At 68.0% G+C, this 12,715-nt stretch carries 14 protein-coding genes; 11 read left to right on the forward strand and 3 right to left on the reverse strand.

Annotation, left to right across the window (positions count from 1 at the left end):
• Window positions 1-74 precede the first annotated feature (74 nt).
• The 9 genes from ttcA (at window position 75) to FSV73_RS05590 (ending at window position 8,337) form a co-directional block, all read left to right on the forward strand.
• The gene (ttcA, locus tag FSV73_RS05550; RefSeq protein ID WP_145005090.1) at window positions 75-899 is read left to right on the forward strand and encodes a tRNA 2-thiocytidine(32) synthetase TtcA; all 825 of its coding nucleotides are present in this window, start codon (window positions 75-77) and stop codon (window positions 897-899) included.
• The gene (locus FSV73_RS05555) at window positions 899-1,570 is read left to right on the forward strand and encodes a DNA-3-methyladenine glycosylase I (protein ID WP_145005093.1); all 672 of its coding nucleotides are present in this window, start codon (window positions 899-901) and stop codon (window positions 1,568-1,570) included. The genes ttcA and FSV73_RS05555 overlap by 1 nt, the downstream gene beginning before the upstream one ends.
• On the forward strand, window positions 1,567-2,331 hold the full coding sequence (locus FSV73_RS05560) for an SIR2 family NAD-dependent protein deacylase (RefSeq protein ID WP_145005096.1): 765 nt from the start codon (window positions 1,567-1,569) through the stop codon (window positions 2,329-2,331). The genes FSV73_RS05555 and FSV73_RS05560 overlap by 4 nt, the downstream gene beginning before the upstream one ends.
• A 219-nt stretch (window positions 2,332-2,550) precedes the next feature.
• Complete coding sequence (locus FSV73_RS05565) at window positions 2,551-3,072, forward strand: C40 family peptidase (RefSeq protein WP_437179262.1); 522 nt, start codon at window positions 2,551-2,553, stop codon at window positions 3,070-3,072.
• A gap of 96 nt (window positions 3,073-3,168) precedes the next feature.
• Complete coding sequence (locus FSV73_RS05570; RefSeq protein WP_145005102.1) at window positions 3,169-3,705, forward strand: C40 family peptidase; 537 nt, start codon at window positions 3,169-3,171, stop codon at window positions 3,703-3,705.
• A gap of 54 nt (window positions 3,706-3,759) precedes the next feature.
• Window positions 3,760-4,080, forward strand: coding sequence for a hypothetical protein (locus FSV73_RS05575; RefSeq protein ID WP_145005105.1), 321 nt, complete (start codon window positions 3,760-3,762; stop codon window positions 4,078-4,080).
• Window positions 4,081-4,379: 299 nt separating this feature from the next.
• Entirely contained in the window at window positions 4,380-5,606 is a 1,227-nt protein-coding gene (locus tag FSV73_RS05580) for a c-type cytochrome (protein WP_145005108.1), read from the forward strand.
• Window positions 5,603-6,094, forward strand: a complete 492-nt coding sequence (locus tag FSV73_RS05585) for a (2Fe-2S)-binding protein (protein WP_186309165.1) — start codon at window positions 5,603-5,605, stop codon at window positions 6,092-6,094. The genes FSV73_RS05580 and FSV73_RS05585 overlap by 4 nt, the downstream gene beginning before the upstream one ends.
• Entirely contained in the window at window positions 6,091-8,337 is a 2,247-nt protein-coding gene (locus FSV73_RS05590) for a xanthine dehydrogenase family protein molybdopterin-binding subunit (protein ID WP_145005114.1), read from the forward strand. Before FSV73_RS05585 ends, FSV73_RS05590 begins: the two co-directional genes overlap by 4 nt.
• Here FSV73_RS05590 and FSV73_RS05595 read toward each other — a convergent pair.
• The 3 genes from FSV73_RS05595 to FSV73_RS05605 all read right to left on the reverse strand — a co-directional run bounded on the left by FSV73_RS05595 (window position 8,334) and on the right by FSV73_RS05605 (window position 10,496).
• Window positions 8,334-8,951, reverse strand: coding sequence for a DedA family protein (locus FSV73_RS05595; RefSeq protein ID WP_145005117.1), 618 nt, complete (start codon window positions 8,949-8,951; stop codon window positions 8,334-8,336). The two genes, FSV73_RS05590 and FSV73_RS05595, sit on opposite strands and share 4 nt — an antisense overlap.
• 130 nt (window positions 8,952-9,081) lie before the next feature.
• Window positions 9,082-9,915: a metallophosphoesterase family protein gene (locus FSV73_RS05600; RefSeq protein ID WP_145005120.1), complete on the reverse strand. Its 834-nt coding sequence runs from the start codon at window positions 9,913-9,915 to the stop codon at window positions 9,082-9,084.
• A gap of 212 nt (window positions 9,916-10,127) precedes the next feature.
• On the reverse strand, window positions 10,128-10,496 hold the full coding sequence (locus tag FSV73_RS05605; protein WP_145005123.1) for a YggL family protein: 369 nt from the start codon (window positions 10,494-10,496) through the stop codon (window positions 10,128-10,130).
• A gap of 132 nt (window positions 10,497-10,628) precedes the next feature.
• Between FSV73_RS05605 and FSV73_RS05610 the strand changes: the two genes are divergently transcribed.
• Window positions 10,629-11,645, forward strand: a complete 1,017-nt coding sequence (locus FSV73_RS05610; protein WP_145005126.1) for a LacI family DNA-binding transcriptional regulator — start codon at window positions 10,629-10,631, stop codon at window positions 11,643-11,645.
• 86 nt (window positions 11,646-11,731) lie between these two features.
• On the forward strand, window positions 11,732-12,709 hold the full coding sequence (locus tag FSV73_RS05615; RefSeq protein ID WP_145005129.1) for a 2-hydroxyacid dehydrogenase: 978 nt from the start codon (window positions 11,732-11,734) through the stop codon (window positions 12,707-12,709).
• Window positions 12,710-12,715 lie beyond the last annotated feature (6 nt).

The raw sequence follows: 12,715 nt of genomic DNA on the forward strand, positions 1-12,715 counted from the left end.
CGTTCGGGGTAGGGCGCCGGGCGCTTTGCGCGTAAAATGCCGGCCTTTCGTTTTTTCCTTTCGCGGATTCATCCATGGGCACCCTTTCGGTCAACCAGAACAAGCTGCAGAAACGCCTGCGCCGTCTCACCGGCGAAGCCATCGCCGACTACAACATGATCGAGGACGGCGACAAGGTCATGGTCTGCCTGTCCGGTGGCAAGGACAGCTACACCCTGCTCGACATGCTGCTCCATCTACAGAAGGTCGCGCCGATTCGCTTCGAGATCGTGGCGGTCAACCTCGACCAGAAGCAGCCAGGATTTCCTGAACACGTTCTACCCCAATACCTGGCGGAGCTGGGGGTCGAATACCACATTCTGGAACGTGATACCTATTCCGTGGTGAAGGAAAAGATCCCCGAGGGCAAGACCACCTGTTCGCTATGCTCGCGCCTGCGCCGGGGCATCCTCTATACCTTCGCCGACGAGATCGGCGCGACGAAGATGGCGCTCGGCCATCATCGTGACGACATGGTAGAAACCTTCTTCCTCAATTTGTTCCATGGCGGCACCCTCAAGGCCATGCCCCCCAAGCTGCGTGCCGACGACGGCCGCAACGTGGTGATCCGCCCGCTGGCCTATTGCAGCGAAAAGGACATCGAGGCCTACGCGGTGCTGCGCGAATTCCCCATCATTCCCTGCAACCTCTGCGGCTCCCAGGAAAACCTGCAGCGCAAGGTGGTCAAGGAGATGTTGCTGGACTGGGAGCGCAAGACGCCCGGTCGCACCGACATCATGTTCCGCGCCCTGCAGAACGTGGTGCCGTCGCAACTGGCCGATCGCGAGTTGTTCGACTTCGCCAGCCTCAAGATCGATGACAGCGCGACCCCGCGCTTCGTCCAGGTGATGAATCTCTGATGCGGGATTATTCCTGGCTGCTCGAATACGCCCTCAACCGCTGCGGTTCCCCCGCGGCGCTGGAGGCGCGACTGCCACGCCCGGTGGACGCGGCGGCCCTGAAAGCGGTCGGCGATGACCGCTACCTGTCGTTGCTGACCCGGCGCATCTTCCGCGCCGGGCTCAAGCACAGCCTGGTGGACGCCAAGTGGCCGGCCTTCGAGGAGGTCTTCTTCGGCTTCGATCCGGAGAAGGTGGTGCTCATGGGCGGTGAGCGCCTGGAGCGGCTGATGCAGGACGCCCGCCTGATCCGCCACCTGGGCAAGTTGCGCAGCGTGCCGATCAACGCCCAGATGGTGCTCGACTTCCAGCGCAGCCACGGCAGTTTCGGCCAGTTGCTGGCCGACTGGCCGACGCAGGACATCGTCGGGCTGTGGGAGCTGCTGACCAAGCGCGGCAATCAGCTGGGTGGTCTGTCGGCCCAGCGTTTCCTGCGCATGGCCGGCAAGGACACCTTCCTGGCCACCGACGATGTGGTGACGGCGCTCAAGGCGCAGAACATCCTCGCCAAGGCGCCCACCGCCAAGCGTGATCGGCATCAGATGCAGGAGGCCTTCAACCTCTGGCAGGAACAGAGCGGCCGTCCGCTCTGCCAGCTGTCGGTGATGCTGGCGCTGACGGTGAATCATTGAGCGATGCCCTGGCGCGGGCCCGGCGGCTGCTCGAGCGGGCTGAGCGAGTGCTGTTCATCACCGGTGCCGGGCTGTCCGCCGATTCGGGACTGCCGACCTACCGCGGCCTGGGCGGGCTGTACAACGGCCTCACCGACGAGGGCATCCCCATCGAGACGGCCCTGTCGGGCAGCATGCTGCGGCAGCGTCCCGGGATCTGCTGGCGCTATCTGGCCGAACTCGGGCGCGCCTGCGCCGCGGCCAGGCCGAACGCTGCGCACCAGGCGATCAGTGATTTCGGCGTCAGTCACCCTGGCAGCTGGGTGTTGACCCAGAACATCGACGGCTTTCATCGGCAGGCGGGTTTTCCGCCAGAACGGCTGATCGAGATCCACGGCCAGTTGGAGCCGTTGGCCTGCATGGAATGCGCCCAGGCGGTCGAAGAGGCGCAAGGTTATCTGGCCGGTCCACTGCCACCACGCTGTCCCGCCTGCGGCGGCATCCTGCGACCACCGGTGGTGCTGTTCGAGGAAGCCCTGCCGGCTGCCGAGCTGCAACGTCTGCAAGGGGCAGTGGAGGAGGGCTTCGACCTGGTGATTGCCGTAGGCACCACGGCCGCCTTCGGCTACATCCAGGAGCCGATCAGCCGTACCCTGGCCGTGGGTGGCGACCTCATCGAGATCAATCCGGAGCGTTCGACGCTGAGCGCGCTGGCGACCGTTCATATGCAAAAAAGGGCCGTAGACGTCCTTCCTCGGCTTTTGAGTCACATCGATGGCTAAAAAAACTTGCTATCTGTGATCCAGGTCGGCAAGGTGTCGAAACTTTGAGAAAACGACACGGTCGTGCCCATGCCAAGGAACCGCCTTGCACCCCTCGTGCCCCTGTCTTTCGTCTGTCTGCTCGCCGCCTGCGCGAGTGCACCGCAAGGCCCGGACTCCGTCGTCAATCAAGATCCTTCCCGCTCTTCCCGGACCCTACAGATCGCCTCGCTGCACGGCATGAGCGGTGCCGCGAACGGCGCCGAGACTGGCGCCGTCGGCGCCCAGAATGACCAGCAGCGTCCGGTCTTCCCCCATACCCAGACACCGCACCCGCTCGACTGGGATCGCGAAGTCGGCCCGCGCCAGGCGCTGCCGAACCTGGCCGACCAGATCCTCGACCGCGCCACCCAGCTGGTGGGGACGCCCTACCGCCGGGGCGGCAGTACCCTGGCCGGGTTCGACTGCAGTGGCTTCGTCAACTACGTGTTCCGCGAGCGGGCCGGCATGACCCTGCCGCGCTCGACCCGCGAGATCATCGACCTGGAAGTGCCGGTGGTCAGCAAGAATGATCTGGAACCGGGCGATCTGTTGCTGTTCAATAGCAACGGCCGTGGCCGGGTCAGTCACACCGGTATCTACATGGGCGAGGGCAAGTTCATCCATTCCTCCAGTCGTCGCAGCGGCGGGGTGCGGGTGGACAGCCTGAACGACCAGTACTGGAAGGTGAGTTTCCTGGAAGGCAAGCGCGTATTGCGCTGAGGCGTACCGCCGCGATAGTCGCCGGCGCGCCTCGAGGACCCGTCGGGGCTGCGTGGCAGGCCGACGGCGATCGACGGATAACTAAGGATTGCCCCCATGCCGCATGCGGCTCGCCTCGGATTGTGTTGCCTCTTCCTGTTGCTGGCCGCCTGCGCCGGCCGCCCACCCCAGGCACCCGCACCGGTGGCGCCGGTGGTTTCCCGTCCGCTGCTGGAAAGCCAGGCCCAGGCCGCCAACGACGTGCTCTTTCGCGCCATCGGGCTGGTGGGCACACCCTATCGCTACGGCGGCAATACCCCGGCCGGTGGCTTCGACTGCAGCGGCCTGATCGGCTACGTCTACCGTGATGCCGCAGGGGTGACCCTGCCGCGTTCGACCCGCGAGATGATCAGCCTGGGCTCCCCCAACGTGGCGCGTAATGCCCTGCAGCCCGGTGATCTGATCTTCTTCGCCACCGCCGGTGGTCGCCAGGTCAGCCACGCGGGTATCTACGTGGGAGAAGGGCGCTTCGTCCATGCGCCACGCACCGGCGGTACGGTGCGCCTGGACAGCCTGGCCAAGCCCTATTGGCAGAACAGCTACCTGCAGGCCAAGCGGGTACTGGTGACGCCGAGCCTCGCCGGCGGCTATTGAACCCCCCTCCGCCCGGGCCGCTCGAATAGGCATCCAGCCCGTGCGGAGTCCTCCATGCCCCAGGCGATACGTCTGCCGCCCCAGCCAGCTCGCTGCGAGCTGTGCGGCCGGGCGGCGCCGCTCACCCGCCATCACCTGATCCCCCGCTCGTTGCACGACAAGGCCTACGTGCGCAAGAAATTCGACCGCGTCAGCCGGATCACCGCCACCCTCTGGGTGTGCCGCCCCTGCCACAACCATATCCACCAGACCTTCGACGAAAAGACCCTGGCGCTGGAATACAACAGCCGCGAGCTGCTGCTCAGCGATGCCCGCATCCGCCAATTCGTCGACTGGCTGGCCGGCAAGCCCGACGGTTTCGTACCCAGGCGTTAGATAATACCACCCCTGTAGAAGGTAGGCCGTTGGGCGTTCTTCCTGATCGTCCGGGTAAGGGGCGGGGTGATCAGGGCCTGGGCTGTTCTGGAGCCGGCTGAGGAACGCGGCGAAGCGGCGGTCGGAGAAGGGCAGCCTCGCGCCGCAAATGTAAAGGCTGCGGCCGCCGTCTGGACCGAAACTGCAACCTGCCTCTCACCTCCGGGGTCCTACACCACGGTTGCCCCTCGCTGCGATTAGGATGACGGCATCGCCCAGGCAGAACCGGCTTGCCCGGTTCGACCGCACGAGGAGAGTCGATGAGATCCTTTGCCCTGCCAGGTCTGGCGGGGATCCTGCTCCTGATCGCCGCTGCCTGCACCCAGGCGGACGAGGCGACCCTGGCGCGCGGGGAGTACCTGACGCGGCTGGGCAATTGCCAGGGCTGCCATACCCGTCCCGACGGGGCGCCCTTCGCCGGCGGGGTGGCCTTCGACACGCCGTTCGGGCGTCTCTATTCGAGCAACATCACCCCGGATCGCGAGCACGGCCTGGGGAACTGGACGGCGGACGAGTTTCGCCGCGCCTTGCATGAAGGGCTGGGGCGGGAGGGCGAGCAGCTCTATCCGGCCTTTCCCTATACGGCCTACACCCGCTTGAGCGACGCCGATGTCGCGGCCATCTTCGCCTACCTGCAGCTCCAGCCTCCGGTGCCCTATGCACCGCCGGCCAATGCCCTGCGCTTTCCCTTCGACCAACGCGCGCTGATCCGCGGCTGGAAGTGGCTGAACTTCACCCCGGGCCCCTTGCCGGCCAGCGCCGACGCCAGGGTGGCACGCGGCGCTTACCTGGCCGAGGCGGTGGGGCACTGCCAGGAATGCCATACCCCACGGACCTGGAGCCAGGGCCTCGACAGCGGCCGGTCCTATGCGGGCGCTACCCAGCAGGGCTGGACCGCCTGGAATCTCACCGCGGACCCGCGCGGACTGGGCAGCTGGAGCGATGCCAAGCTCGCCCGCTACCTGCGCGAAGGTCACCAGCGTGGCGAAGCCGTGGCCGCCGGGCCCATGGCCGAGGTGGTGAGCGGCGGTACCCGCTATCTGAACGACGCCGACCTCGACGCCCTGGTCGCCTATCTGCGCACCCTGCCGGCCCGACCGGGTGCGGTACCGGCGCGAGCGGAGATCCAGCCGCCCGGCGAGGCCGGGCCGCTCAGTGCCGCCGAGGCCGAAAGCGCCGCCCTGTTGCAGTCGGCCTGCGCCAGCTGCCATGCGCCGGACGATCGCGGGCCGGCCGGGCCTTATCCGCGGTCCTTCAGTCACTATTCGGCCGTGCGCGACCCGACCGGGACCAATCTGGTGCGGGTGCTGCTCGATGGACTCGAGCGCCAGGGGCGCAGCGAGCACGCCTTCATGCCCGCCTATCGCGAGCTGCTCAGTGACCGGCAGCTCGCCGACCTGGCGACCTACATCGGTCGTCGCTTTGGCGGCCACGCTGCCGACGTCCGTCCCGAGGACGTGGCGGCAGCGCGCGAACGGGAGAAATGACAGTGGCGGCCATCGAACTCAGGGTCAACGGCGAGACGCGTTCACTCGACGTCGATCCGCGCATGCCCCTGCTGGATGCCCTGCGCGACGAGCTAGGACTCAAGGGACCCAAATTCGGTTGTGGCCTGGGGGAGTGCGGCGCCTGCACGGTGCTGGCGGATGGCAAGCCGGTACGGGCCTGCCTGCTGCCGGCCGCATCCTTCGTCGGTCGGGAGCTGCTGACCCTGGAAGGCTTGGGTACGCCCGACGCCCCCCACGCCTTGCAGCAGGCCTTCATCGAGGAACAGGCGGCGCAGTGCGGCTATTGCATCCCCGGCATGGTGATGAGCGCCCGGGCCCTGCTCGAGCGGGTGCCAGATCCCAATGATGCGCAGATCCGCCAGGCCCTGGCGGCCAATTTCTGCGGCTGCGGGACCCACTATCGCATCCTGCGGGCGGTCAAGCGGGCCGCCGTGCTGCTGCGCGACAGCGGCAAGGCGTCGGCATGAGGCTGTCGCGACGCGGCTTTCTCGGCGGCAGCGCGGTACTGCTGCTGGGCTTCAGTCTGCAGCGGCCGGTCCTCGCTCAGGTACTGCCCGCTCCGACCGATGCCGCCAGCCTGGCCAAGACCCTTGACGAGCGTCAGCTGGATGCCTGGCTGGCGGTGGATGCCCAGGGCCAGGTCACCGTCTACAGCGGCAAGGTGGAGCTGGGCACCGGGGTCAGCACCGCGTTGCGGCAGATCGTCGCCGAAGAGCTCTGCGTGGCCTTCGCCGCCACGCGGCTGATCCAGGGCGATACCCGGCTCACCCCGGACCAGGGCATCACCGCGGGTAGCAAGAGCCTGCAGGTGGGCGGTGCCCAGTTACGCAAGGCCGCCGCCAGTGCCCGGCAGTTCCTGTTCCTGGAAGGAGCGCGGCGACTGGGCCTGGACCTGGCGGTGGTGGATACGGTGGAAGGCCGCGTGGTCTATCGCGGCGATCCCAGCGGGCGCTTCGTCAGCTATGGCGAGCTGGTCGGCGGGCGACCGCTCGGGCGGTTGGTCAACCAGGGGGTGCGCACCCGGGCGGTCAAGGATTACCGGCTGGTGGGCACCTCGGTGCCGCGGGAGGACATCCCCGCCAAGCTGTTCGGCCGCTTCGACTTCGTCCACGACCGGCGTCTGCCCGGCATGCTGCATGGCTGCGTGGTGCGGCCGCCCTGCACCGGCTCGGCGCGGCTGGCGGGGGTGAGTATCCGCGGCATCGATGCCAGCGCGCTGCCCGCGGGCGCGCAGCTGGTGTACGAGGGCGCCTTCGTCGCGGTACTGGCGGAACAGCCCTGGCTGGCGCGGCAGGGCGCGGCCGCGCTGCGGGTGGAGTGGAGCCTGGTGCCGGATCTGCCACTCCCTGGCGAGCTCTATGCGCACCTGGAAGCCAAGGCCGGTCCGGCCGAGGTGCAGCAGGAGGCCGGCGAGGCGGAGCAGGAGCTGCAGAACGCCGCCCGGCGGCTGGACGCCGAATACCGCTGGCCCTATCAGAATCATGATTCCATCGGTCCGTCCTGCGCGGTGGCCGAGGTGCGCGCCGAGGGCGCCATCGTCTGGAGCGGTACCCAGGGCGTCTATCAGCTCAGAGCGGCCTTGGCAGACCTGCTGAAACTGCCGGAAGACAGCATCCACGTCATCTACCAGCAGGCCTCCGGCTGCTATGGCCACAACGGCGCCGACGATGCGGCCGCCGATGCCGCGCTGCTGTCCAAACTCTGTGGTCGCCCGGTCCGGGTGCAGTGGAGCCGGGCCGACGAGCACGGCTGGAATCCCAAGGGACCGGCGATGTTGATGCGCCTGGCGGGCGGCCTGAGCGACACCGGCGATCTGCTCGCCTGGCGCTTCGCCAATTGGACCCCCACCCATCTCACCCGACCCAACGGCCAGACCGGCGCTGCTGCGTTGCTCGCCGGGCAGCTGGCCTACAACCTGCCGCTCAAGGGCGGTCGTGGTGGCGGCAATCGCAATGCCGCGCTGGACTATGACCTGACCAATGTCCAGGTGGCGACCCATTGGGTCGAGGCCGGCGATTCGCCCCTGCGCCCCTCCGCGCTCCGCGCCCTGGGCGCGGTCGGCAACACCTTCGCCAACGAATCCTTCATGGACGAGCTGGCCCTGGCGGCGGGGGTCGATCCGCTGGCCTTCCGCCTGCGCTACCTGCAGGACCCCAGGGCGCGGGCGGTGCTGCAGGCGGCCACCGCCAAGGCGGGCTGGCAACCGCCGGCGGTGCGTACCAGCGCCTGGGACGGGAGCACCGTGACCGGGCAGGGCCTGGCCTTCCTGCGCTACGAAAACGAGAACGCCTATGTGGCCGCGGTGGTCGAGGTAGCGGTCAGCCTGGCGACCGGCATCCGGGTCACCCGGGTGGTGGTGGCCCATGATTGCGGGCTGATCGTGAATCCCGATGGCCTGCGCAACCAGCTGGAAGGCTGCGTGGTACAGGGCATCGCCCGTACCCTCAAGCAGGCCGTGCGCTTCGACCACCAGGGCGTGACCAGCCTGGAGTGGGGCGCCTATCCGCCGCTGACCTTCGACGAGTTGCCCGAACTGGAACTGGAACTGCTCGACCGCCCGGAGGAGCCGGCGGTGGGCGCCGGGGAGGCCACCATCGCGGCGATCCCTGCGGCCATCGCCAACGCGGTAGCCGCGGCGACCGGTGTGCGCCTGCGCGAGGCGCCCCTGAACCGCGAGCGTCTGCGCGCGGCGCTGGCTGCTCGCCGCTAGGCGCGTTTCAGGCGTTGCTTGAAGAACAGCAGGCCGCCGGCGGCTAGCAGGACCACCACCGCGGCGGCGATCCACAGGGCTTCGTTGCCCGCGAAGCTGAACTGGTTGGCCCCCTTGGCCGCCAGGTACCCCGGCCCCATCATCAGCGGCGCCCAGACGATGGCGGAGAGCACGTTGGCCGACTGGAAGCGCAGCTGGTTCATGGCCATCATGCCGGCCACCAGGGGCACGGTATTGCGGATCATGGTCAGGAAGCGGCCACCGAATACCGCGAAGAAGCCATAGCGGCGAAAGAACAGCCGGGTCCTGGCTACCTGCTTGCGATAGCGGCGGAAGGGCGGCCGGTGGACGATGCTGGGGCCGAGCCAGCGGCCGATGAGGTAGGAGCAGATGTCGCCGAGGATGGCACCGATGATGGCGGCGCCTACCTGCGGCAGCGGCGCGAGCACCCCCGAGCCGGCCAGGCCACCCACCACCAGCATCAGGGCGGTGGCCGGGATGAAGACGCCGAGCAGCACCAGGGATTCGCCGAAGGCCAGCAGGCCGACGATCAGTGGCGCCCAGGCCTGGTGGGTCTCGATGAAGCCGAGCAACGATTGAGTCAGGGATTCCATGGCGGGCCTCTTCTGCCGAAAGTCCTAAGACTACGCGGCCTCGACGATCTGCCAGCCGTTTCAACAGCTTGAATCAATTTCCCTGGCTGGAAGTGCGCAGGAGCGCGCATCGCCGCTCCTGCCAGGGCCCTCAGCGCTCGGTCAGGGCGTCCTGGGCCGCGTGCCAGCGCAGCGCATGACGCTCGCCGACGACGAAACGATCACCCTGGAAATCCCAGCGCTCCACGTCCACGGTCTTTTCCGGGCCTTGGCCGACCAGCAGGCGATTGAAGGAGTTGGGCGAGGTGCCGCGCACGCGGGAGGAGAGGGTGGTCCCGGCCTGGACGATCCAGACCTCGCGGGGCAGGGCGGGATACTGCCGGCTCAGCGGCAGCACGTAGGGCAGGTGGATATGGCCACCCATCACCAGGTCCAGGCCCGCATCGGCCCAGGTGGCCAGGGCCCGGTCGGCGTTGTGCTGCAGGTTGCTCAGGTCGCTGAGTTCGAGGGCGCCAAAGGGCTGGTGGGCGATGACGATGCGCAGCTTGCCGGGTCCGGCCCGGCGCAGGCGTTCGGCCACCCGCGCGATCTGCTCGGCGCTCACGGCGCCATCCTTGTGGCGACGCGGGGCGGTGGTGTTGAGGCCGACCAGCAGCAGCTCGTCGTTCTCGAAACTGGGCTCGAGGTCCTGGCCGAAATGCCGGCGGTAGTTGCCGTAGGGCGCCAGGAAACGGGCGAAGACGTTGTACAGCGGCAGGTCGTGGTTGCCCGGGATCACCAGGGTGCGGGGAATGCCATAGCTTTCCAGGCGTTCGACGAAAGTCTTGGCGGCGGCGAATTGCTCGCGGCGGGCGCGCTGGGTGATGTCCCCGGAGAGGATCAGGACATCGGCGCCGTGTTCGCGGACATGGGCTTCCAGGGCCGCGACCACAGCGGGTTGCTCGGTGCCGAAGTGGGTATCGGAGATTTGCAGGAGGGTCGTCATGAGGACCTGGTTTCCAACGGATTCCCCTTTACGACCGCAACGGGCGCCAAGCTATCCGGCGAGGGTTGCCTAGAGGCGGTTCCAAGGCGCGCGAGCTAGAGCCAAACAAGGCGCAAATGGCTGAGGAAGCGGAGTTTACGAGTGGTAAATGAGCATTCCGAAGCCATTTTCAACGCCGTCTGGCCGACGCGCAGCAGCCTTCGAACAGTCTCTTAGACTTCGCCGTCGTGGTGCCAGGCGTCATGCAGCTCGGACGCAGTGGCTTCGCCGACTTCGGCACGGGCCTTGAGCCAGTCCAGCAGGGCGGTGCGGTCTTCCGCGGTGGGCGAGGTGTAGCGCTTGTTGGCCATGATGGTGCCTTCGACCCAGGCGTTGTCGAAGCCGCCGATGTAGTCCAGCTTGCGCTCTTCGACGTAGTCGATGAAGTCGCCCAGGAAGGTGTCCAGGTCGTCTTCGCTGAGCTCGCTCTTGAAGCTCACCTTGATTTCGAAGGCCATTTCCTGGAACTCGCCCAGGTATTGCTTCTTGCGCAGGCGACGCTTCATGCGGCTCAAACGGGGATCTTGCTGGGTATCGGTCATGGCGAAGGCCTGGATATCGATGAAAGGGCGGGCATTATCCCTGGCGGCGACGGGTAATGCCAATGGTGACCGCCCGGGCGGCCGGTTAGCATGGTCGTTTTGGCTGCGACCAGAGCGCGCAGGGGTGGACGGATGGCGAGCAAAACGAGACGGGGCTCCGGCGGCGTCACCCTGCGCGAGGTGGCCCGGCTGGCCGGCGTCGCGCCGATCACGGTGTCGCGGGTGTTGAATGCGCCGGCGAGCGTCAAGGCGGCTACCCGCGAGCGGGTGCTCGCCACCATCGCCGACAGCGGCTACCTGCCCAACCTGGTGGCCGGCGCGCTGGCGTCCAATCGCAGCCGGCTGGTGGCGGTACTGGTGCCCATGCTGACCAATCCGCTGTTCGCCGACACCTACCAGGCGGTGGCCGAGCGCCTGGCCCTGGCGGGGTACCAGGTGCTGCTGGGCGTCACCGGCCACGATCCGCGACAGGAGGAAGCCCTGCTGGCGACCATTCTCAGCCGGCGACCAGATGGCCTGATCCTCACCGGCACCGACCATACCCCGGCGAGTCGCGCGCGCCTCAGGGCGGCGGGCCTGCCGGTGGTGGAGACCTGGGATCTCAGCGAGGATCCCATCGACCAGGCGGTGGGCTTTCACCACCCCGCCGTGGGCCGGCTATTGGCGCAGCGGGCTGGCGCTGGCGGTTACGCCCAGATCGCCCAGGTGGCGGTCGACGATCCCCGTGGTACCCGGCGGCGCCTGGCATTGAGCGAGGCCCTGGCCGCGGCCGGTATCGCCGAAACGGAGCCGGTGCTGTTCAGCGGCCTGCCGGCCCTGGAGCAGGGGCGGCTGGCGTTGCGTCGGCTGCTGCTGCAGACGCCGCGACGACCGCTGCTGGTGGTCTGCACCTCCGATACCCTGGCCCAGGGGGTGTTGACCGAGGCCCTGGCCCAGGACGTGAAGGTACCGGCCGAGGTGGCGGTGATCGGCTTCGGTGACATGGCCTTCGCCGCCCATACCCTGCCGCCGTTGACCACGGTACGGGTCGAGGCTGGCGCCCTGGGCCGGGAAGCAGCGGAGTTGCTGCTGGCGCGCCTGGCCGGTGGCGATCCCCAGCCCCGGCCGCGCGACCTGGGTTTCGACCTGATCGAGCGCGAGAGCACCTAGGACGGACGGAGGTTGTCAGACAACCTTTCGCGCGCTAAGGTCTAGCAATGGTAGCGGTACCATTTTCCTGGCGACGGAGGATTCGGATGAAGATCGTGATGATCGGTGAAGCGGCCCGGCACCAGGCGGAGATCGCCCGTGGCCTCAGCGAGCCGGCCAGCTTCGTCGCCTTGCCCCGCGCAGCCCAGGACGCAGCTGACTGGGATGACCGGATCGAGGGCGCCGATGTGCTGGTCGCCATGCGCCTGCAGCGGACCGGCCAGGCCCCGCGGGTGCAACTGCTGCAGCTGCCCGGCGCCGGTCTCGATGGCATCGACCTTGGCGTACTGCCGGAGGATTGCCGGGTCTGCAACGTCTTCGAGCATGAGATTCCCATGGCGGAGTACGCCCTGGCCTGTCTGCTGGATCACGAGGTACGCCTAGGCGAGGCCCGGGCGACCTTCGATAGCCAGCGCTGGAGCCAGGCCTACCTCGGCCGCCAGCCGCGCGGCGAGCTGCACGGCAAGACGCTGGCGATCCTCGGCTTCGGTCGCATCGGCCAGGCGGTGGCACAGCGGGCGCGGGCCTTCGGCATGCGCATCCTCGCCGTCACCCGCAGTGCCCGCAGCGGCCAGCTGCCCACGGGCGCCGATGCCGCCCTGCCGCCCGCGGCGCTCGACGAGGCGCTGGGCCTGGCCGACTACGTGGTGCTGGCCTGCCCGCTGGACGAGCGGACCCGGGGGTGCTTCGGTACCGCCCAGTTCGCCGCCATGCGTCCGCACGCCGTGCTGCTGAACCTGGCACGGGCCGCGGTGGTGGACGAGGACGCCCTGTATGCGGCCCTGGTCGAGCGGCGCATCGCCAAGGCCTACCTGGATGTCTGGTACCGCTATCCCAGTGGCGAGGACGACCAGGTGGCACCCGCGCGCCAGCGTTTCGAAGACCTGGAAAACGCCTTCTGCACGCCGCACATCTCCGGTTGGACCCAGGGGCTGTTCGCCCGCCGCTATGCCTTCATCGCCGCCAACATCGAACGCCTGCGCCGCGGCGAACCGCTACTGAACCAGGTCCAGGGGCCCCGTTAGAGAGGA

This window comes from Pseudomonas oryzihabitans, assembly GCF_007665395.1.
Taxonomy (GTDB): Bacteria; Pseudomonadota; Gammaproteobacteria; order Pseudomonadales; family Pseudomonadaceae; genus Chryseomonas; species Chryseomonas psychrotolerans_C.